Origin of the sequence: Halomonas sp. A29 (genome assembly GCF_046723295.1) — a bacterium.
GTDB lineage: Bacteria > Pseudomonadota > Gammaproteobacteria > Pseudomonadales > Halomonadaceae > Halomonas.
In genome coordinates, this window is the sequence record NZ_JAXQPR010000005.1 from 338269 (window position 1) to 359605 (window position 21337).

Here is a 21337-nt window from a genome sequence, read left to right on the forward strand (position 1 = left end):
TCAGCGTTTTTCTCAACCGGGAGCTTTGCCGGCAACAAGCCTTCACGAGGGCGCTGTAAACCCATCCCTGGGCGCTACTTTTGCCTTCCCTGGCAAAAGACCCTCGCTCCGCCTTGTCCCCGGCGCTCATCTAACCCACCGTCTTGAAACCATTTCCAGCGCCTCGGACTCATCGAGGCCGGTGGCAATCGGCCTCCCATCGGCACGGCCGCCGACGATCAGGTCGAAGCGCCCGTCCCGCCCGCTCAGGCATAAATCGGCCGGTTCCTGGCGGGCACAGCCCTTGCCACAGCCGGACACATGCACGCTGCCCTCGATCCGGCCACTCAGCCGCTCCGCCAGCGCCAAGGTCTCGACACTCGCCTGTTCGCAGAAGGGAGCGCCCGGGCACACATCCACGCCTAAGCGCGGGTCCCGTTCATCATCCAGCAGCCCGGGAACGGATGTCGGCGCCTCGCCCTCAATCAGCAGGCGCCGCCAGGGCGTGACCCGCACGGCGATGACCGTTGCCGAATCGACAGCGGCACGCAGCGCCGCGGCCGGTGCCCGCCCGAACGGCAGGCCAACCACCCTGCCCCACGCACCCTTTCCTTCGAGATAGGGGCCCAAGGCCAGCCGGGGGCCAGGCTTGGCGGGGGGCATGACTGCCGGCGCCCAGCCCGGCAGCGGCGCCGTATGGCAGCGCATTCGCCCGGCTTCTCGCCCACCGCTTTCGGCGAACCAGTGCGCCAGCCGCAGCAGCAGCTCGACGGCGGCGGCGGGGGAATCCACCGGGGTGCCCAGCGCCCGCCCATCGGTACGGACGAGTAAGCTGCCCGCTGCCGCGCGCTCGATGCGCAGGTCCGCGGAAGCCTCATTCAGACGCGGCGCCGCACCGGCATCGATGGCCAGGCCCCACTTGGCCGGCAGTGCCGGTAATTCGTCAAGGCGGTCCAGCAGCAGCCGGGCCGCCTCAAAGGTGGCATCGCCCGTCTGCCAGTCAGGGGCCAGCATTAGCGGCGGCCGGCGTTCGACGTGGGGGTCCGGGTCGACAAGCCCATGCTCGACGAGGAAATCCATCAGGCCGGGCCAACTGGCCTCGGATACGCCGCGTAGCTGCAGGTTGGCGCGGCTGGTGAGCTCGATCAGGCCGCTGCCGAAGGTCTCGGCCGCCTCGCACAGCGCCAGCATCTGGTGGCGGCTGAGTCGCCCCAGCGGAGGGCGCACGCGTACCAGCAGCCCATCGCCGCTGGCCATGGGTCGCCACGCCCCAGGGCACCAGCCCTTGATGCGTGGTGCAATCAGCTTACCCCGCTGGCCGGTCGTCATGGCGCGAGCTCCCGAGTCTCGTCGATCTCGAGCAGCAGATCCTGCAGGGCCGGGCCCTGCTCACCGGGCTCTTGCCACAGGCCCCGCTGAACGGCCTCCAGCAGCCGCTCCGCCATCTCCTCCAGCGCCGCCAGGTTGTGTTCGCGCAGGAACTGCTGGTTGCGCGGATCCAGCACCAGCGCCTCGCTGACATGGGCGTACTGGTAGTCGGCGACCAGGTCGGTGGTGGCGTCGTAGGCGAACAGGTAGTCGACGGTGGCGGCCATCTCGGAGGCGCCCTTGTAGCCGTGCTCGCGCATGGCCTCGATCCACTTGGGATTGAGCACCCGGGAGCGGATCACCCGCGCCAGCTCCTCCTTGAGGGTGCGCATGCGCGGCTGCGCCGGGTTGGCGTGATCGGCGTGGTAGATAGTCGGCGCCTGCCCGCCGAGGGCCCGGCTGGCGTTGGCCATGCCGCCCTGGAATTCGTAGTAGCCGTTGGAATCGAGGATATCGTGCTCGCGGTTGTCCTGGTTGTGCATTACCGCGTCCAGGCCCTTGAGCCGTTCCTCGAAGGCCCGCCGCGCCGCGGTCCCCGACTCCGGGAACTGGCCGTAGGCGTAGGCCCCGGCATCGAGATAGGCCTCGGCCAGGTCGTCGGCACTGTCCCAGGCGCGACTGTCGATCATGCGGTTCAAGCCGGCGCCATACTCGCCGGGCCTGCTGCCGAAGATACGATACGCGGCCTCCTGGGCGGCGGCATCCGGGTCGAGCCCCTGGCCCTCGAGCTCCCGGCAGCGCGCCAGCACCGCAGTGCGAATGGTGTTGGCATCGCCGGGCTCGGCGTATTCGGCCACCGCCCGCACCGCGCGGTCGAACAGGCGGATGACGTTGGCAAAGGCGTCGCGAAAGAAGCCGGAGACCCGCAGGGTGACGTCCACCCGGGGGCGGCCCAGCAGCATGGCGGGAATCACCTCGACGTCGATCACCCGCTGGGAGCCCAGCGACCAGATAGGCCGCACCCCCATCAGGGCGAAGGCCTGGGCGATATCGTCGCCGCCGGTGCGCATGGTGGCGGTGCCCCAGATCGACAGCCCCAGCTGACGTGGGTAGTCGCCGTGATCCTGCAGGTAGCGCTCGACGAAGGCCTGGGCCGACTTCTCGCCCAGCGACCAGGCCGCGGGTGAGGGTATCGCCCGGTTATCGACGCTGTAGAAGTTACGCCCGGTGGGCAGCACGTCCAGCCGCCCGCGGCTGGGGGCGCCACTCGGCCCGGGCGGCACGAAATAGCCCTCGAGGCCATCCAGCAGCGACTGGATCTCCATCTCGGCGCCGCGCTGCATGGCGGCCCACAGCCGCTCGCGTGCATAGCGGCACTGCTCGGCGGTGGCCGGGTAATCCCGGGCCAGGGTGGCCAGGCAGCCCGGTTCCAGCACGTAGGCGTCGATCAGCCGGTGGGCGAGCAGCTCCAGGCGCTCGCGGGTATCGGCGGCGGTGCGCCAGGCGGAGCTGTCCTGCTCGGCCAGGGCCGGCGGCCGCAGGCCGTGCCAGGGCTCGGCCCCGGCCATCAGCGGATCGAAGTCTGCGGCCAGCCCCAGGTCGTTTGCCAGGTTGTGCAGCAGGCCGCGCTGGGCCGGCGTCTCGCCCCGCGGCAAGCGCAGGATGGCCGCCAGGGTTCCCGCCTGCTTGTCCCGCGGCGGCACGCTGCCCAACACGTGCAGGCCATGGCGGATCTGGGCCTCCTTGATATCGCACAGGTAGGTGTCCAGCTCGTTGAGCAGGCGCTCGTCATCCGTACCCTCAGCGCTATTGTTCCCGATCTGGGCCAGCTCCTGGTCGATACCGGTGCGGCGCAGGTGCTCGATGATCCGCTCGCGCAGCAGCGACTCGCGCCGCGGATCCATGCCCAGCGCTTGATAATACTCGTCGGTCAGGGCTTCAAGCTCCGCCATGGCGCCGTAGAGTTCGGCGCGGGCCAGCGGCGGCATCAGGTGGTCGATGATCACCGCCTGGCTGCGGCGCTTGGCCTGGGCGCCCTCGCCCGGGTCGTTGACGATAAACGGATAGAAGTGCGGCAATGGCCCCAGGGCGATGTCCGGCCAGCACTCGGCACAGAGCGCAGTGCTCTTGCCCGGCAGCCACTCCAGGTTGCCGTGCTTGCCCACGTGCACCACCGCATCCACCCGGTAGTGCTCGCGTAGCCAGAGATAGAACGCCAGGTAGCTGTGGGGCGGCACCAGCTCGGTGTCGTGGTAGCTCTTGACCGGGTCGTCGATGCGCCAGGGGCCTTGAGTGAAAGCACGCTCCGGCTGGATCCCGACGAAGGTCTCGCCGAGGCGAACCCCGGCGATCATCAGCCGGCCCTGGCGGCACTTGGGGTCCTCCGACGGCGCGCCCCAGCGTGTGCATACTGCTTCCTGCAGCGTTTCCGGCAGGGTCTGGAACCACGCCAGGTAGTCGTCGAGCCCGATGCTCTGCCAACAGGCGCGCTGGTCCAGCACATCGCGGTCATTGGTGACGCCGCCCTGCAGCAGCCGAATCAGGCCATCCCCGTCGTCCGGGACATCGCTCACCGGATAGCCCGCCTCGGCCAGTGCCCGCAGGATGCGTAGCGTCGAGGCCGGCGTATCCAGGCCGACGCCGTTGCCGATGCGCCCATCGCGGTTGGGGTAGTTGGCCAGCACCAGCGCCAGGCGCTTGTCGGCATTGGGCGCCTGACGTAAACGACAGAAGCGCCGCGCCAGTTGGGCCACGAAGGCGGCACGCTCGGGATGCAGCACATGACGGATAACAGACAGCTGGCAGCGCTCGTTGTAGTGCGCCTCGCTCTTGAAGCCCACCGCCCGGGTGATGACGCGGCCGTCCATCTCCGGCAGCACCACCTGCATGGCCACGTCGCGACTGTGCAGGCCGCCGGCCTTGGCCTGCCAGTCCTCCTCGGTGCTGCTCGCCAGGATCGCCTGCAGCACCACCGGCCGGCCGACGAACTGCCCGGCGAAGCGCCCCTCGAACGGGTCCCCTCCCAGGGCCTCCTTGTCGTCGTCACTGCGATTGACGGAAAAACTGGTGGTATTGACCACCAGCATGGCCCCGGTCTGCTCGATCAGGTGATTGACGAAGGCCACACAGGCCTCTTCCTTGAGCGACGCCACGGCCACCGCCAGCGGCTGGAGCCCTTGCTCCCGCAGGGCCTCGAGCAGGCCATCCAGCACGGCGGTATTGGCGCCCTGCAGATGGCTGCGGTAGAAGAGCAGCAGGCAGACCGGGCGTTCGGGATGGCGCCATGCCATCCATTCGCTCAGCGTCGCCTCCTGTTGAGTGGCGGCTTGCGGCGCCTCCTGGGAAGGGGTTCTGGAAAAATAGAGCAGCGCCGCGGGAATCGCCCTGGGCTCCTGCCAGTCCAACCCATGGCCAAAGCACTCGCTGCCGACAAAGCGCAGCAGCTGCTCGGCGTTGTCCACACCGCCCTCGCGCAGGTAGCGCCACACCCGGCGGGCCGAGGCGAAAGGCACGCTGGAATCCTCCAGCAGGGCATCGTCCGGGGCGTCGCAGCCCGGCACCAGGATCAGCTGCCGGCCGCGTCCGGCGGCGGCCCAGGCCAGCAGCCGCTCGTGGCCGTAGCGCCAGTAGCCGCTGCCGCCCAGCAGCGAGACGATCACCAGGCTCGCCTTGTCCAGCACGCGGTCCTCGTAGAGGTCGTAGGCGGCGGGCTTGACCAGGTTCATCCAGTTCGCCAGCCGCACCGTCGGGTAGTCGTCGCCGAGCGTCACGCTCAGCCGCTCGACCGCCTGGGCCAGGGCCGAGAGGCTGCTGTCGGCGGCGGACAGGATGACGATCTCGGCGGGGCTCTGCTGCAGGTCGACGATGCCCTCATCCTCGACGAAGCCCCCGGGTTTGGCGGCGAAGAGATGCATCAGGCGGTCGCTTCGATCTCGGCGCTCGCCAGGGCCGCGTGCAGGGCCTGCTTGTCCAGCGCCCGACCGATGATCACCAGCTGGGTGCAGCGCGGTTCGTCCTGCCTCCAGAGCCGGTCGAAGTAGCCGTCCAGGCGCTCGCCGACGGCCTGGATCACCCGGCGCATGGGCTTGCCGGGAACCGCCGCGAAGCCCTTGGCGCGATAGATCTCGTGGGCTTTCAGCAGCTGCTGGAGGCTGTCCGCCAGGAGGTCGCCGTCGACCTCTCCCAGGCGGATCACGCAGGAGTCGAAATGGTCGTGGGCGTGGTCGTGGTGCGCCCCCTCGGCGTGATGACGATCGTGGTGGTTGTCGATGCGGTCGATGCGCTCCTCGCTCGCCGCGCCGATGCCCATCAGGGCTTCCAACTGGGCGCTGTCCGCGGCCAGGCTCTGGTCGATGAACAGCGTCTTGACGGATGCCGGCACCCGCTGGGCCACCAGTTCCTCCACCCGCTTGCGGTCGGCCGGCTCGAGCAGGTCGGTCTTGCTGACCAGCACCAGGTCGGCGGCGCTCAGCTGGTCGTCGAGCAGTTCGCGAAGACTGGGGTCGTGGTCCAGGGAGTCGTCGGCCAGGCGCTGGGCCTCCACCTTGCCGACGTCGCTGGCGTAGCGGCCGGCGGCCACCGCTGGCCCGTCGATCAGGGTGATGATGGCATCCACGGTGCAGTGCTGGCGCACCTCCGGCCAGTTGAAGGCCTGCACCAGCGGCTTGGGCAGGGCCAGGCCGCTGGTCTCGATGAGGATATGGTCGATGTCGTCGCGGCGCGCCATCAGCTTCTTCATCACCGGCAGGAACTCCTCCTCCACGGTGCAGCAGATGCAGCCGTTGGCCAGCTCGAAGATACCGCTCTCCGATTCCACGGCGGTGGCGTCTTCTTCACAGCCCTCTTCACAACTTAATGCGCAGCCGCGTAGCAGGCTGGAGTCGATGTCCTGCTCGCCGAACTCGTTGACGATGACGGCGATGCGCTTGCCGGTGACCTGACGCAGCAGGCTGGCCAGCAGCGTGGTCTTGCCGCTGCCCAGGAAGCCGGTCACCACCGTGGCGGGGATCTTGTTCAGGTTCATCCGTGAGTTTCCTGTGTGGTGATGGAGTGAGTCTCGCTGGCCTGGCCCGGCATGAACAGGCGGGCCACGGCGGCGGGGTTGTCGGGGAAGAACAGGTGCAGATAGGTCGCCGTCAGGCGGCGCTGGCGATAGATGGCCTCCCCCGGTGCGGGGTGGCGCTGGCGCCGGCCAAAGGCGATGGCTTCGGGGGTGCCCTCTGCCAGCGAACGGTGATGGGCATGGCCGCGCACCGGCCCCTCCGGCAGCTCGGCGATCTGCATTCCCTGACAACCTCGCCGCCCGCGCATGGCGCCGTGACCTGGCAGCAAGCCCAGCATGGCGTGGGTGCTGTCGGCATAGTCCGTCAGGGTTTCCAGGCAGTAGAGCAGGCCGCCACACTCGGCGAGGATCGGCTTGTCCGCGGCAAAGAAGCGGCGAACGTCCTCGCGCATGGCGCCGTTTTCCGCCAGCCGCGCGGCGTGGAGCTCCGGGTAGCCGCCGGGGAACCAGAGGGCGTCGCAGGTTGGCAGCTGGGCATCGTTGAGCGGTGAGAAGAAGCGCAGGGTCGCGCCCATCCCCTCCAGCAGGTCCAGGTTGGCCTGGTAGATGAAGCTGAAGGCCGCATCCCGGGCCACGCCGATGGTGCGGCCGGCAAGCAGTGGCTGAAGCGACGACAGGGCCTGCGTCGCCTCCACGTCTGGCGCCGAAAACATGACCGGCGGCAATCGCAGCAGCGCCTCCGCCAGCCCCTCGGCCTCGAGCGCCGCGGCACCGGCCTCGAAGCGGGCTTCCAGCTCATCGCGGATCTCATCGGCCTGCACCAGCCCCAGGTGACGCTCGGGCAGGGCCAGGGCGGGGTCCCGCGGCACCGTGGCCAGCAAGGGTATGGCGTCAGGCAGCGCCGCTTCGATCAGCTCGCGGTGGCGCTGCGAACCGCAGGCGTTGGCGATCATTCCGACGATGCGGATATCGTCACGGAAGCCCGCCAGGCCGGCCACCAGCGCCGCCGCCGTCTGGGCCATGCCCTTGACGTCCATGACGATGACCAGCGGCAGGTCGAACAGGGTGGCAAGATCGGCGCTCGATGGCTCACCGTCGAACAGGCCCATAGCGCCTTCCACCAGGATCAGGTCCGCCTCGAGCGCGGCCTCGAACAGGCGCAGCCGGCAATAGGCCTCGCCGGCCATCCACAGGTCGAGCTGATCCACCGGCTGGCCTGAGGCCTGGGCCAGCACCAGGGGATCCAGGTAGTCCGGGCCGGTCTTGAAGACCCGCACCACCTTGCCCCGGTTGCGCAGCATCCGCGCCAGCGCAGCGGTTACCGTGGTCTTGCCCTGGCCCGAGGCGGGTGCGGCGATAAAGACCGCAGGGCAGGCGGCACTCGTCGGCGCCGCACGGTTCGGATCATGCTCGATCATGTGGCCTCCAGGCGGCGTTCCAGATGAGACAGGGGCCGGTACAGCGCACCCAGCTGCCGGGCGATCTGCGTCCCCCGGCCCCGCTTGACCGCGGCCTGCTCGGTATCCACGACGATGCAGTCACCCAGCGGCGGCAGGCCATCCAGGGATTGGCGGGTACGCCCGTCGGTGATGAGGTAGGTCCGCACATGCAGGCCAGGATCCTGTCGCCGCCATTGGCGAATCTGGCGCGCCGCCCGCAGCACGGCGTCGCGCAGCGGCGTGCCGCCGCCGCCGTCGGCAGCATCGAGCCGCTCACGCAGCGCCTTGGGGGCGCGGCGGCGTAGCAGGATAGGCGTGACGCCGCCATTGCCGAAGCCCAGCACCGCCATCTGCTCCCGGGCGGCATAGGCCTGCTGCGCCAGCCGCTCGACCAGGCCCTTGGCCCGGCCCAGCAGCTGCCGGCCCAGGGTCGAGGCGGAGGTATCCAGCAGCACCAGATGCAACACCGGCTGGCCACGGCGGGCCTGGCGATAGCGCAGCTCCCGCCAGGGCCAGCGGCCGCGGTTGGCGACCAGGGTGGCGAACCAGTCCGGTCGTGATGCTTCGCGATGTGCCCGGTGCTGGCCGGGCTGTTGCCCGCGGCGCACGGATGCCGAAGGCGCCGAGGTCGTCGGTTTCGCGCCTTGTCCCGGGGAGATTCCCGGCAGCTCCGCCGCCGGCACAGTGACGCTTTTCTGGGTGACCGGCGGCATGGCGCCCCACTGCCCCTGCGCTTGCGAGGCTGGAGCGCTCTCGCTAGCACCCGGCGCCTGGCTATCGGCAGCGGCGTTGCCGCTATCGGGGGGCGGCTGAGTCTGGTCCGGGCCTTGGCCTGGAGGCTGGTCTGGGGTGTGATCCGAGCGCCGGCGATGCGCCAGGACCCATGGCTCGACGGTGTCCAGGTCCTCCCGGCCCACCGTGGTCGCGCCGCGCCAGGCGGCATGGGCCCGGGCGGCCCGATGCCAGGTCACGTCAGCCCGCAGGCCTTCGACTCCAGCGGCTTCGCAGCGCAGCGCGATATGCTCGTAGACCCAGTTGGCGGTTGCGATCTCGGCCAGCAGGCGCTGCGCCTGGCACAGTCGTCGGGTCAGCGCGGCCTGGGCCTCCGCCTGGCGGGCCACGTAGCCCTCGGGGTCACGGTCGAAGGCCTCGCGCTGCTGCAGGATGGCCACCCGCTCCCGTACGCTCATCGCCGCGCCCTGCTCGAGACACAGGCCGAAGCGATCGAGCAACTGGGAGCGCAGCTCCCCTTCGTCGGGATTCATGGTGCCGATCAGGCTGAAGCGGGCGGGGTGGGTATGGCTGATGCCGTCGCGCTCGACGATGTTGGTGCCGCTCGCGGCCACATCGAGCAGCAGGTCCACCAGGGGGTCTGGCAGCAGGTTGACCTCGTCGACGTAGAGCACGCCACCGTGCGCCTTGGCCAGCAGGCCCGGATGGAAAGCCGCTTCGCGCTCGGAGAGCACCCGCTGCAGGTCCAGGCTGCCGGTGAGGCGCTCCTCGCTGGCACCCAGCGGCAGGGTGATGAACGGCGGACGGCAACCTTCGGGGTCATCGGGCAGGATCGCCGCCAGCGCCCGGGCCAGGGTGGATTTGGCAGTGCCGCGAGGACCGCTGATCAGCACGCCCCCGACCCGAGGGTCGATGGCATTGAGCAGCAGTGCGGTCTTGAGGGCCTGCTGGCCGACCACGGCGACGAAGGGAAACTCAGCCCGTGACATCAGGGCCCCGGACATCATGACCACCAGGCGTGCCGACACGCGACGTTGGATCGAGGGCACACGAGTGCCCGGCCGATAGCCGGCAGGAACGGGTAGCGTCCTGAAGGGGGAAAAATGGAATCACAGAGACACGCTATCCCCGGTGCCCACCGCACCGTTACTGGATGAAACGACATGACGGGCCGGTCTCCGGGCTCGAGGAGTGACGCGAAAAATCGCGTCATTGCCTGCACCTTCCCAGCCAAGGCCAGTGGTTATCGCAGGCTACTCACTCATTACCGTTGCGGGGGCAGCGATGGGATGGGCGCAAGTGCCGTACCATACTTCCCGATTATCCCCTAGGCTCAGGGGCACCCGTCTCGAGTAGGCCCATCCTAAAGCAATTGGCGCAACAGGCGCAATTTGACCACTGGATGGCCGACGCGGCGCACAGGCATGCCGGTCAGCAGGCTGACCCGGCAGCTCGCGACGCACGGTTCTCTTTCAAATTATTATGATATAACATATCTAATTCTTTCTTGTCCTGGTGGCTGGCAATCGAGGCACCGACGTGCAAAATGCAGTGCTAAGATCGCCGCCCACCAGGGTCAGATTGGCCGATACTCTCTCCAGCCACCTACCGCTACCCGGATATGACGCGATGAATTACGCTCGACGACTATTGGCAACTTTCGCTCTTTTTCTCGCACCATTCGTCATGGCGGATAGCACAAACTACCCCCTAACATTGACCAATTGTGGCATGAAAATCAGCTTCGAATCTGCTCCTGAAAGCACGGTTACCGTCGGGCAATCGACTACGGAAATCCTCTATGCACTGGGACTTTCCGAGCGGGTATCCGGAACATCGGTATGGTTCAATCCCGTACTGCCACAGTTCAGCGAGATCGATGCCGATATCGCGCGTCTCGCCGACAACGATCCGAGTTTCGAGTCCGTCATCAGCCGCAGGCCCGATCTTGTCACCGCCCAATATGAGTGGCACGTTGGCCCCACCGGAAGCGTGGCGAGCCGGGAGCAGTTCCATGAGCTCGACATCGCCACCTACATCATGCCGGCGGACTGCGACACCAAGGACAACAGCACCGGTGGCGACGGCACGCGCATCGCCGCCTTCTCCCCTGAACACGTCTACAAAGGCATCAACGAGCTGGCCAGTATCTTCGATGTCCGCGAAGCCGGAGATGCCCTGGTCGCCGACCTCCAGGCGCGCGAGGCCAGCGCTATCGAGAGTGCCAGCCGCCTGGAGCTGCCGGAAGACCTGTCAGCGGTCTTCTGGTTCTCCTCCCCCGCCGAGTCGGCGGATCCCTTCGCCGCCGGCCGGCTCGGCGCGCCGGGCTATATGATGGATGCCTTGGGCATCCATAACGTGGTGGAATCCGATGAAGAGTGGCCAGTGGTCGGCTGGGAAACCATTGCCCGGGCCGATCCGGATATCATCGTGGTCGCCAGCATGGACCGCCGCCGCTTCCCTGCCGACGATGTCGCCAATAAACTCGAATTCCTGCACAGCGACCCCGTGACCCGCGAAATGTCGGCAGTCAGGAACGGACGCATCATCGAAATGGATGCCCATGCGATGAGCGCCACCATGCGCACGATCTTCGGTCTCGAAACGCTGGTCGAGGCCTTGTCGACGATGTCCTTCGATCAGTGATCCTTCGACCAGTGGTTTCGACCCTGACATTGCGCCCGGCGATACCTATTCGCTGGCACTGGGCCTGGCTGACGCCGTTGATCCTGTTCATGGCGATAATGGCCGGTACCGCCATCGGCGAGACGCCGATTTCACTGGATACGATTCTCAAGGTATTGGCCAACCGGCTGTGGGGGGCGGAGCACGCGGTGGATCGGATCGACGCCGGCATCATCTGGAACTATCGCCTCAGTCGCGCCATTCTTGCCGCCTGCTGCGGGGCCGGATTGGCCCTGGCCGGCGTGGTCCTGCAGGCACTGCTGCGCAACCCCCTGGCCGACCCCTTCCTGATGGGAATTTCCGCCGGCGCCTCTACCGGTGCAGTAGCCGTGACCATCGCCGGGCTCGGCGCCGGCGCGGTAACGCTCTCCCTCGGCGCCTTCGCCGGGGCGGGGCTGGCGTTCGGCCTGGTGGTGATGCTCGCCCATGCCGCCAGCAGTGGCACCGGAGGCGGACGCAGCACCCAGGCCGCGGGGGCCATCATCCTCGCCGGCATTGCCGGCTCGCAGCTGTTCAATGCGCTCACCGCTTTCATCATCGCCAGGTCGGCGAGCGCCGAGCAGGCGCGGGGCATCATGTTCTGGCTGATGGGCAACCTCTCCGGGGTGCGCTGGGAGGACGTCGCCCTGGGACTGCCTGCCGCCGTGGCCGGGCTACTGGTCTGCCTATGGTACCGGCGGGCGCTGGATGCCTTCACCTTCGGTGCCGACAGTGCTGCCTCGCTGGGCATTCCCGTGCGCCGCGTACGCGGCATCCTGATTGCCAGCATGGCCCTGGTCACTGCGGTAATGGTCTCCATGGTCGGCGCCATCGGCTTCGTAGGGCTAGTGATACCTCATGCCATGCGCTTTCTGGTCGGCAGCCGCCACACCCGGCTGGTGCCCGCCTCGGCATTGGCTGGCGCGGTATTCCTGATCGGGGCGGATATTTTCTCGCGCATCCTGGTGGCGGGTCAGGTACTGCCGATCGGGGTGGTCACGGCACTGGTCGGCGCTCCGGCCTTCGCCCTGATCCTGGTGCGTGGAACGAGGGCGAAATGAGACTTACCGCCGAACGCATCGACTGGTCGGTTCACGGCCACAGGCTATTGGTCGATGTCAGCCTCACGATAGAACCCGGTGAGACCTTCGGCCTGGTCGGCCCGAACGGCTCGGGCAAGACCACCCTGCTGCGGGTGCTGGCCGGGCTGCGCAAGCCCAAGCGTGGTCGTGTACTGGTGAACGATGCGTCGATGTATGCGATGCGCCAGCGCGACATCGCCCGGACCGTCGCCTTCGTCGAGCAGCAGGCCGAGACCCTCGACCGTATCGTGGTTCGCGAGGCGGTGGCCCTAGGCCGGACGCCCTTCCTCTCGGCGCTGCAGCAGTGGTCGGAGCAGGATGACGCCATCGTCGCCCAGGCACTCGCCAATGTCGGCATGTCGCATCTGGCGGATCGACTCTGGCATACGCTGTCCGGCGGCGAGCGACAGCGCGTCCACATCGCACGCGCCCTGGCCCAGCAGCCGAGGATCCTGCTGCTCGACGAGCCTACCAACCACCTCGATATCCGGCACCAGTTGTCGATCCTGTCGTTGGTCCGGCAGCTGTCGGTTACGGTGGTCATCGCCCTGCATGACCTCAATCAGGCCATGGAGTGCGACCGCATCGGCGTGATGGATGGCGGTCGCCTGGTCGATGTCGGCCCACCCAGCCAGGTACTGACGGCCGAAAGGCTGCGCCATACCTTCGGCGTGCATGCCGATTTCCTCGATGATCCCGTCGACCATCGCCGGATCATGCGCTTCCGCAGCGCTCTGTAAAGCCTCAGAAAGCCCTGCCCCGCGAAGCCCCTTCGCGCCAGCCATCGATAGCGCTGGCAGGCCCACTTGGCGCTATCTCACGGGTACGAAGACAGGCGCACCGTCGATCTCGGCGGTGGCCAGGCGCTGGCCGTACAACGCCTCGAGCGCGGCGGGCACCAGCATGGCGTCGCGCGGGCCCCAGCACGCCTCGCCGTCGGGGTAGAGCAGCAGCAGATGATCGCACCAGCGCGCCGCCAGATTGAGGTCGTGCAGGCACATCATCACCGCCCTGCCCTCGGCGGCCTGCTCGGCGAGCAGCGCCATCACCGCGGTCTGGTGGTGCAGGTCGAGATGGTTGGTGGGTTCGTCGGCAAGCCAGATCTGCGGCGCCTGGGTCAGCACCGTGGCAATGGCCAGGCGCTGCCGCTCGCCGCCCGAGAGCGTGCTGACCAAGCGTTCCGCCAGGTGATCGACGTCGAGCCGCTCCAGCGCCGACTCGGCCAGGCGCAGGTCCTCGCCGCCCTCCATCTGCCACGCCGAAAGCCAGGGGTGGCGGCCGATCAGCGCGGTCTCCCGCACCGTGGCGGGAAAGCCGTCCTGGCGATCCTGGAATACCAACCCCAGCATGCGCGCCACCTGGCGACGACCAAGCGCTGCCAGCGGTCGGCCGTCGACGAGCACCTGACCTGCCCGCGGAGCACGCAACCCGGCCAGGGTATGCAGCAGTGTGGTCTTGCCGGCGCCGTTGGGTCCGAGCACACCCCATACCTGCCCCGGTGCGATATTGAACGTCAGCGCTTGGCCGCTGCGCCGCCCCGGCACGTCGATCACCAGCTCGCGGGTCTCGAGGCGGTTCATCAGCGGCTCCGATAGAGCAGGTAGAGGAAAGTGGGTACGCCGAGCAGAGCGGTGATCACCCCCACCGGCAGCTGTTCCGGGGCGATCAGGGTGCGCGCCAGGGTATCGGCCAGCACCAGCAGGGTGCCGCCGGCCAGGGCGCAGGCCGGCAGGATCAGGCGCTGGTCGTTGCCCAGCACCAGGCGCAGCATGTGCGGCACCACCAGGCCGACGAAGCCGATACTGCCGGCGGTGGTCACCGCCATGGCGGTTAGCGCGCTGGCGACAAGATAGATCGTCCACTCCAGGGGACGCACGTTGACCCCCAGCGCCGCCGCCTGCAGCGGACCACGCGCCATGACGTTGAGGCTGCGGCCCAGCGGCATCAGCAGCAGGCAGATCAACAGCAGCAGCGTCAGCGGCGGCCAGGGGGAGCGTGAGTAGGAGAGATCGCCCATCAGCCAGTAGAGCATGCCAGGCAGGCGTTCCGCCGGGCTCAGTGCCAGCATCAAAGTGATCACCGCCCCCCAGCCGGCCGCCACCACTACCCCCGTGAGCAGCAGCCGGGAAGGCGTCCAGCTACCGGTGCCGTGGGCCAGGCCGAACACCAGCAGCGTGGAGAGAAAGGCCCCGGCAAACGCCGAGCCGGTAATCACCGCTCCCCCCAGACCCGCCAGCATCGCCGCCAATGCCCCCACCGAGGCGCCACCGGAGAGGCCCAGCACATAGGGGTCGGCCAGGGGGTTGCGCAACAGCACCTGCATCAGGGCACCGGCCACGGCGAGCAGGCCACCCACGGCGAAGGCCGCCAGCGAACGTGGAACACGCAGTTCGAGAATCAGCGTGCGCGCCAGGGGGCTACCCTCGCCGCGCACCACCGCCCAAACGTCGGCAAGAGAAAGCGCAGCGCTGCCCACCGTGACCGAAAACAGCAGCGCCGCCAGCCCCGCCAAGGCCAGTGCGGCCAGGGGTGGCCACAGCGAGCGGCGGGGCATCAGGCGGCTCATCTCAGCGCTTGTCGCGGGCACGGTCGAGTTTCTCGCAGAACAGCCGGCTACCTTCAAGCAGCCGCGGCGTGGGCCGCTGAATCAGCGATGGCGGCACGAAGTAGAGGTTGTCCTGCGCCACGGCCGTCAGGCCCGGGTACTGCTCCCAGTGGGTCAACCATTGCCGATTCTCCTCCCCCATGCCGCCGGCGATTATTGCCTCGGGATCGGCGGCAAGTACCGATTCGTCGTCGATGCGCGGCACCAGACGCGACAGCTCGCCGAACACATTGACGCCACCGCACAGTGTCAGCACCTTGCCGATCAGGTGCTCGTCGTTGATGGTCATCAGCGGCTCGTCCCACACCTGGTAGAACACCGTGACCGGCTCGGCATCGTAATAGCGCTCGGCGAGTGCCGCCATGCCGTTGCGGAACTCGGCGGCGACTCGGTCGCCCTCCTGGCGGGTATCGGCAAGCAGCGCCAGCCTCTCGATGGTGCTGGAGACGCCCTCGAAGTCGCGCGGCTCGATATAGAACACCGGCATGCCCAGCGCCTCGAGGGTTTCGAGCTGCTCGGGCGGGTTGCCGGTCATCCAGCCGATTACCAGGTCCGGGCGCAGCGAGACCAGGGTTTCCAGATCCATCCGGGTATGGCTTCCCACCGACTGCACCTCTTGCGCCTCGGGCGGATAGTCGCTGTAGGCCACCACCGCAACCACCTTGTCTCCCGCCCCGGCAGCGTAGGTCAACTCCGTCGCCCCGGGCGAGAGCACGGCGATGCGCTCGGCCGGTTGGTCGAGGCACACCTCGCGGTCGCGGTCATCGATGGCGCACAGCGAATCGGCACGCGCCTCGCCGGTCCCCATGCACGACAGGGCCAAAGCCAGCAAGGCACAGGAAAATGCAGCGGGGCCAAGGTCCCCGCCGAATCGACCCTTACTGGCCGAAGTGGACACTGACGAAGGCAGCACGGCCGGCATTGAGGTAGTCACGGGAAGTTTCGTACTCCTTGTCCAGGGCGTTCTCCACCGTCAGGCGAGCCGACCACAGCGGGGCAAACTGCCACCCGGCGCGCAGGTTGACCAGCCCGAAGCCACCGATGCGATCCGTGTTGGCGGCATCGTTGTAGCGATACCCCTGAACGATCCAGGAGCCGCCCAGCGACCACTCGCCCAGCTCGCGATCCACGTCGAAACGTGCGCTCTGGCTGGCCCGGCGCTGGATACGATTGCCCGCATTGGCTCCGCTACGATTCTCGGGATCAGTCCAGGTCAAGGCGGCGGCCAGAGTCCAGTCCTGTATCTCGGCTCCCCCTGACAACTCGACGCCCCGAATACGCGCCTCGTTGATATTGGTCGGACGACTATCATTATTGATGGTCTCCGTGGCGATCATATCGTCAACAGACGTATGGTAAGCCGCCAGATCCCAGAAAATGGTCTGGTATTGGCCACGTATACCGAACTCAACCGTAGAAGAAGTTTCCGCCCGCAAGTCAGGATTTCCTTGGTAGGATCCCCAAGCACCGAAGTCCTGGTAGGGCCAATACAGATCGTTGAAAGTCGGAGCACGAAAAGCCGTGCCATAGCTGGCTCGCAGCGTATGAAAGCTATCCAGATCATAGCCAAGCGCCAAACTGCCGGTGACTTCCTCGCCATACGCCTCGTTGTCGTCATAACGTAGGGCGGCCTGCAAGGCGAACGGAGAAAAATCGAGTAGACCCTGGGCGAAAACCGCCGTGTTGTCGCGACGAGTCACGTCGTGGCCTGTCGTACCGGAAACACGATCTTCGCTGTACTCGGCCCCGGCCACCAATTCGTGCACACCAAAAGCCAGGGTATTCTGCCAGCGAACAGTCTGAGTACGAGTATCGAGGATGGAAGTGCTTGCCGGCCCCCACTGGGTGGCATAGGCCTGGTCGTGGAGCTCGTCACGTGACTCACTCAAGGTCAGCCGGCTACGCCAGTTGCTGGCGATTGGTAGCTCACCGTAGATGCCGGCAACTTGCTGCACGAAGTCCATTTCGCCACCGTCGTACTCATTGCCGCCTCTGGCACGCAGTGCCAGCACGCCTACTTCCGCATCAGTTTCGAAAGTATGGGCAATACGAACCAGCCCAGAGGTATTGTCGTACCCCTTGTCCTCGCCATCGCGACGGATCGGTGTACCGTCCGTGGTGAAATGACTGCCGGCAAAACTGTAGCGGGTGCCACCGCTGCTGCCGGAGAGCCCGGCGCTGTAGCGCTGGGTGTTGAAGGAGCCGCCGCCCACCGAGACGCGTGGGTGCGGACCGCCCTCCTCCGCCTCATGAGTGAACAGCTGCACCACGCCGCCCACCGCATCGGCCCCGTAGAGGCTGCCCCGCGGGCCACGCACGATCTCGGCGCGCTGGAACATGCGCGGATCGAGATAGTGCCAAGCTGCACCGCCCGCCGTCGCCGAGCGCAGGCGAATGCCGTCGATCATCAGCAGCGTCGACTCGTTGCCGGTACCCCGCAGGTAGACGCTGCTGTTCTTGCCGAAGCTACCGTTGGTGATGACGTCCACTCCCGGCTGGCCGCGCAGCATATCGGTAACGCTGGTCGGGTCCTGTCGACGCAGGGTGGCCTCGTCGAGCACGGTCACCGAGGAGAGCGTCTCGTCGGCGGTGCGCGGTGCCAGGGTGGCGGTGACCACCATCGGGTTGAGCGCAACGGTGTCGGTTTTTCCGGCGGTGGTGGCCTGGGCCTGAACAGCCAGAGGAAGCACAGCCAGGCCAAAGGCGGCCAGACCCTGCGCGGCCAGGTGATGACTGGTTTTCATTTTGATTCCCTTGCTCGCCGTGCCTACCCGCACGGTCTTCTAGGCGAAGCCGGGGCGGCGTGAAGGGGATCGAGAAAGGGGGAGAGGTGCGGCCCTGCCTCGAAGTTGCCCACCGCAACCCGACAGATTACCTCAGGCCGGTCTCCGGGCTGACGAGTGAAGCGCCGATTACACGCTCCGGGTCCATCGCCTTCCCATGCAAAGCACAGTGGCGTGATGATGGACCTGCACTCGATCACCGTTGCGGGGGCAGCGTCGGAATGCGCCTCTTCGACTTGCAAAGAGGGTCACCGACTTCCCGTTTAACCTCGATAGGACAATGAGGCGCCTGAGAGTGGGCGTAAGCTAACAACAGCGCCGACGAACGTCAACGCACCGTTGCGCTCAGGCTGATACAGATCAACAACTTAGCTCTTTCACCAGCCCGTTCCATACGTACCACACCCGCTCGCAGCGGGCCGCGGCATCCTGGGCCAGCCAGCCGTTGAGGTCGCGCAGGCGCCTGTTATCCAGGCCGAGGGGCACGATACCACGGCCCATCTCGAGCAGGATCAACACTACTTCGCCGCCCTGCTCGGCTTCCCAGGACCGCAGCGCATCGAGCTCCCGCACCATGGCCTGGCGCAGCCGGTCGTCGTCGGGCTCGGCGGCGAGCCGCTCGCCGATCCAGCGCTCCCAGCCCTCCAGCACCAGGCATGAGGTGTCGGCAGCCGAAGGCCACGCCTCGAGCCGGTCTCCCGCATGGGCGGAGTGCCAGCGGGGCTCCTCGAAGCGTTGCCTTACGACGCCGCGCTTGCCGGCGTAGGTACCGCCGATGAAGAGCTGCATTGCCAGCGCCCTCCGTCATGAGTGAAGGTGAATCGGCGCCCTTCGGCCTGAACGACGCCCCCCTCCCAGAAGCCGATGCCCTCGAAGCGGCGGCGCAGCTCGCGAATCACTCCTCCATGGGTGACGACCAGGACACGGCGGCGCCCCTGTAAGGTGCAGCCGGCCAGCAGCTCGGCGAACCACTCATCGAGCCGCTGTCCCAGATCGGCGGTGGATTCACCACCAGGTGGCGCATGCTCACCCACGCTGTCGATCCAGGCGCGATAGGCGGGCCACGATTCGAGCTCATCGTAGGTGCAGCCCTCGTAGTCGCCGAAATCGAGCTCACGCAGACGCGCATCGAAGCATGTCGGCCAGGCCGTCTCTCGCCCTTCGAGTACATGCGCCAGGGTCTGACGGCAGCGGGTCAGGTCGCTGCAATGAGCGGTATCGAATTCGAACGTCTCCAGCGTTTTGCGCAGCCGGTCGAGCCCCGGCAAGGCGTCGGGCAGCAGCAACGGAATATCCCGCTGCCCCTGGTAGCGGCGCTCGCGATTCCACTGCGTCAGCCCATGACGAACGACCACCAGCTCCAGGCGGCCAACAGCAGCCATAGCTCTCCTCCTTCGATTGCGGTTCCGACGATATCGCCGTTGATGCCCTTGAAGGCGCTCAGCATGCCCCAGGCATAAAGCGCAAGAAACGGAACCAGTGCGAGGCACAACCATCCACCAACCGGCACCAGCAAAGCCAGCGGCAGCACGGGCAGCGCCGCCAGCATAAGATCGAACGGCGTCAGGTCACGCTTCCAACTGGCGGCCATGCCCTCCACGTGGGCAGCCGGCGCCAGCACCAGCAATACCACCGCCGCGAGACGTCCCAGCACCGGAATCGCCACCAGCAGGGCCAGGTTAGCCCCGGCATCCAGCAGCACGAACAGCAGCGCCGCCTTCCACAGCAGCAGGAACACCAGCGCCAGGATACCGAAACTGCCCACGTGGGGATCCTTCATGATCTCCCACTTGCGCTCCAGCGGCGCATTGCTGCCCAAGGCATCGGCGACGTCCATCAGGCCATCCAGATGCAATCCACCGGTCAGTGCCACCCACAGCGTGAGCAACGCAAGCGCCAACAGAGGTGTGGGCAGCAGGCCTTCGAGCAGTATCGCCACCGCGACAAGCAGGCCGCCGAGAAGCATACCCACCAGCGGGTAGCAGCGTACCGCCCAGCGACGGGTGGCAGGTGTCCAGGGGCATTGAAGCGACAACGGCAGACGGGTCAGGAACTGCAGGGCCAATGCCAGGCCGTAGGCGGCGTCTTTCATGCCTGGCCTCCCTGCTTCTTCCAGCACTGGGGCAGGCCGGCGATGACCTGCACCACTTCGTCCGCCTCGCGCGCCACCAGGCAGTGAACGCGCTGCAGGAAGGTCAGGTAGCGCCACACCTCGGCATCTTCGGGGGGCATGCCTTCGTTGACGTCATTGGAGACGATCACCAGCGCGATGTCGCGCTGCCTGGCCTCGGCCAGCATCCTCTCGATCATGGCGATACCCTGCGCCTCGTCGAGCGGGCTGGCGTATAACAGCTGGCTGGCCCACAGGGTCAGGCAGTCGAGCAGCAGCGTGCTGCCGGGCTCCACCCGCTCGAGGGCGGCGACCAGATCCACCGGCTCCTCCAGGGTGATCCAGCCCTCGCCCCGGGCTTGCCGATGGCGGCCGATGCGGGCCTGCCACTCGCCATCGCTGCCGCTCCTGGCGGTCGCCAGGTAATAGCGCACTCCGCCCCGCTCGGCCTGCCAGCGCCGCGCCAGGGCTTCGGCATGGGTGCTCTTGCCGGAGCGCGCCCCGCCGCTGATGAAAGCGATCATGGATGTCTCCAACGCGCGATGGCCTCGACCAGCGCCCGGTTCTCCGGCCGCGAGCGCACCGCCACCCGCAGCCAGGCACCCTCGAGGCCGATGAAATTGTGGGTATGACGGACGAGAATGCCGCAGCGCGCCAGGTGTTCCAGCAGAGCCGGCATCGACCCGCCGTGAGCATCCTGAAACAGCAGAAAGTTGGCGTGGGAAGGCACGACGTCGAGCCCCAGCGCCTTGAGCTCGCCCTGCAGCCAGGGGCGCTCGGTATCGAGCCAGGCGCGGGTTCGCGCAAGATAGTCCCGGTCCGCCAGCAGCGGCGCGACCAGCCCCGCCGCCAGGGCGTTGACGCTCCACGGCGGCTGCAACTCGGCAATAGCGTTTACCGCTGCGGCTGAGCCCAGCAGGTAGCCCAGCCGCAGGCCGGGAATGGCGTAAAGCTTGGTCATCGAGCGCAGCAGCAGCAGGTTGTCGAAGCGAGCCAGCAGCGGCGTGAGCCGCTCGTCCGGAACGACAAAGTCGATGAAGGCCTCGTCCACCACCAGCATGCTGCCGTGGCGCTCTCCCACCGCCAGCATGCGCTCGATAAGGTCGCGCGCAACGAGCGTACCGGTCGGGTTGTTGGGCCGACCCAGGAAGACCGCATCGGCCTCACCCATGGCCTCACAGGCACGAGCCTCGTCCAGCGCGAAGCTCTCCCCCGCCAGGGCGAGAGGCTGCACGGCGATGCCGTAGTGGCGGCAGGCACGCTGGTACTCGCAGAAAGTCGGCTGGACGATGATGGCCCACCTAACCTTGCGCCCTGCCTCGCGCCTGGCCAGCAGCGCTGCGGCGAGGAAGATCGCCTCGGCACCGCCGTTGGTCAGCCTTACCTGCTCGGGCCTGAGCCCTTCGCTCATGGCGATAGCGTCTCGCGCCTCGCAATAGTCAGGGTCGGGATAGACGGCGAGTCCCGCCACGCTGGCGGCAAGCCGCTGCGCCAGCCAGGGCGGCGGCCCCAACGGGTTGAGGTTGGCACTGAAGTCGATGACCTCACTGTCGCCAGCGAGGCCGAAGCGCGGCAGCATCCGCTCGGGGCGACCCCCGTGGCTCGGCCAGTCGCTCATGCTACCTCCCGCTCG

The 21337-nt window shown here is 67.4% G+C and carries 17 protein-coding genes and 2 riboswitches; of the genes, 3 read left to right on the forward strand and 14 right to left on the reverse strand.

Annotation, left to right across the window (positions count from 1 at the left end; all coding sequences use genetic code 11):
• Nucleotides 1-126 precede the first annotated feature (126 nt).
• From SPH52_RS11975 to SPH52_RS11995, 5 genes are read right to left on the reverse strand one after another with little or no spacing between them, the layout of a single operon-like run.
• A complete protein-coding gene (locus tag SPH52_RS11975) occupies nucleotides 127-1308 on the reverse strand; it encodes a cobalamin biosynthesis protein CobG (protein ID WP_411795245.1) in 1182 nt (393 codons plus the stop codon).
• Nucleotides 1305-5201, reverse strand: a complete 3897-nt coding sequence (gene cobN, locus SPH52_RS11980) for a cobaltochelatase subunit CobN (protein WP_411795246.1) — start codon at nucleotides 5199-5201, stop codon at nucleotides 1305-1307. Before cobN ends, SPH52_RS11975 begins: the two co-directional genes overlap by 4 nt.
• Nucleotides 5201-6310: a cobalamin biosynthesis protein CobW gene (gene cobW / locus SPH52_RS11985; protein WP_411795247.1), complete on the reverse strand. Its 1110-nt coding sequence runs from the start codon at nucleotides 6308-6310 to the stop codon at nucleotides 5201-5203. Before cobW ends, cobN begins: the two co-directional genes overlap by 1 nt.
• Nucleotides 6307-7707, reverse strand: a complete 1401-nt coding sequence (locus tag SPH52_RS11990; protein WP_411795248.1) for a cobyrinate a,c-diamide synthase — start codon at nucleotides 7705-7707, stop codon at nucleotides 6307-6309. The genes cobW and SPH52_RS11990 overlap by 4 nt, the downstream gene beginning before the upstream one ends.
• A complete protein-coding gene (locus SPH52_RS11995) occupies nucleotides 7704-9464 on the reverse strand; it encodes an ATP-binding protein (RefSeq protein WP_411795343.1) in 1761 nt (586 codons plus the stop codon). The genes SPH52_RS11990 and SPH52_RS11995 overlap by 4 nt, the downstream gene beginning before the upstream one ends.
• A 147-nt stretch (nucleotides 9465-9611) precedes the next feature.
• Nucleotides 9612-9822, reverse strand: a riboswitch (cobalamin riboswitch).
• Between the two features lie 324 nt (nucleotides 9823-10146).
• Here SPH52_RS11995 and SPH52_RS12000 point away from each other — a divergent pair.
• The 3 genes from SPH52_RS12000 (at nucleotide 10147) to SPH52_RS12010 (ending at nucleotide 12946) form a co-directional block, all read left to right on the forward strand.
• Nucleotides 10147-11106: an ABC transporter substrate-binding protein gene (locus SPH52_RS12000; RefSeq protein WP_411795344.1), complete on the forward strand. Its 960-nt coding sequence runs from the start codon at nucleotides 10147-10149 to the stop codon at nucleotides 11104-11106.
• Between the two features lie 89 nt (nucleotides 11107-11195).
• A complete protein-coding gene (locus tag SPH52_RS12005) occupies nucleotides 11196-12185 on the forward strand; it encodes a FecCD family ABC transporter permease (protein ID WP_411795345.1) in 990 nt (329 codons plus the stop codon).
• Nucleotides 12182-12946, forward strand: coding sequence for an ABC transporter ATP-binding protein (locus SPH52_RS12010; RefSeq protein WP_411795249.1), 765 nt, complete (start codon nucleotides 12182-12184; stop codon nucleotides 12944-12946). The genes SPH52_RS12005 and SPH52_RS12010 overlap by 4 nt, the downstream gene beginning before the upstream one ends.
• A 72-nt stretch (nucleotides 12947-13018) precedes the next feature.
• On the opposite strand, the gene SPH52_RS12015 is transcribed toward SPH52_RS12010, so the two are convergent.
• The 9 genes from SPH52_RS12015 to cobD all read right to left on the reverse strand — a co-directional run bounded on the left by SPH52_RS12015 (nucleotide 13019) and on the right by cobD (nucleotide 21322).
• A complete protein-coding gene (locus SPH52_RS12015; protein WP_411795250.1) occupies nucleotides 13019-13786 on the reverse strand; it encodes an ABC transporter ATP-binding protein in 768 nt (255 codons plus the stop codon).
• Nucleotides 13786-14760, reverse strand: coding sequence for a FecCD family ABC transporter permease (locus tag SPH52_RS12020; protein ID WP_411795251.1), 975 nt, complete (start codon nucleotides 14758-14760; stop codon nucleotides 13786-13788). Before SPH52_RS12020 ends, SPH52_RS12015 begins: the two co-directional genes overlap by 1 nt.
• 13 nt (nucleotides 14761-14773) lie before the next feature.
• Complete coding sequence (locus tag SPH52_RS12025; RefSeq protein WP_411795346.1) at nucleotides 14774-15619, reverse strand: cobalamin-binding protein; 846 nt, start codon at nucleotides 15617-15619, stop codon at nucleotides 14774-14776.
• A 70-nt stretch (nucleotides 15620-15689) separates the two neighbouring features.
• Entirely contained in the window at nucleotides 15690-17555 is a 1866-nt protein-coding gene (locus SPH52_RS12030; RefSeq protein ID WP_411795252.1) for a TonB-dependent receptor domain-containing protein, read from the reverse strand.
• A gap of 117 nt (nucleotides 17556-17672) precedes the next feature.
• Nucleotides 17673-17902, reverse strand: a riboswitch (cobalamin riboswitch).
• A 52-nt stretch (nucleotides 17903-17954) separates the two neighbouring features.
• Complete coding sequence (locus tag SPH52_RS12035; RefSeq protein ID WP_411795253.1) at nucleotides 17955-18383, reverse strand: bifunctional adenosylcobinamide kinase/adenosylcobinamide-phosphate guanylyltransferase; 429 nt, start codon at nucleotides 18381-18383, stop codon at nucleotides 17955-17957.
• Complete coding sequence (locus tag SPH52_RS12040) at nucleotides 18335-18976, reverse strand: histidine phosphatase family protein (RefSeq protein WP_411795254.1); 642 nt, start codon at nucleotides 18974-18976, stop codon at nucleotides 18335-18337. Before SPH52_RS12040 ends, SPH52_RS12035 begins: the two co-directional genes overlap by 49 nt.
• On the reverse strand, nucleotides 18928-19686 hold the full coding sequence (gene cobS / locus SPH52_RS12045) for an adenosylcobinamide-GDP ribazoletransferase (RefSeq protein WP_411795255.1): 759 nt from the start codon (nucleotides 19684-19686) through the stop codon (nucleotides 18928-18930). Before cobS ends, SPH52_RS12040 begins: the two co-directional genes overlap by 49 nt.
• Nucleotides 19683-20228, reverse strand: coding sequence for a bifunctional adenosylcobinamide kinase/adenosylcobinamide-phosphate guanylyltransferase (locus tag SPH52_RS12050; RefSeq protein ID WP_411795256.1), 546 nt, complete (start codon nucleotides 20226-20228; stop codon nucleotides 19683-19685). The genes cobS and SPH52_RS12050 overlap by 4 nt, the downstream gene beginning before the upstream one ends.
• Nucleotides 20225-21322, reverse strand: coding sequence for a threonine-phosphate decarboxylase CobD (cobD, locus tag SPH52_RS12055; RefSeq protein ID WP_411795257.1), 1098 nt, complete (start codon nucleotides 21320-21322; stop codon nucleotides 20225-20227). The genes SPH52_RS12050 and cobD overlap by 4 nt, the downstream gene beginning before the upstream one ends.
• Nucleotides 21323-21337 lie beyond the last annotated feature (15 nt).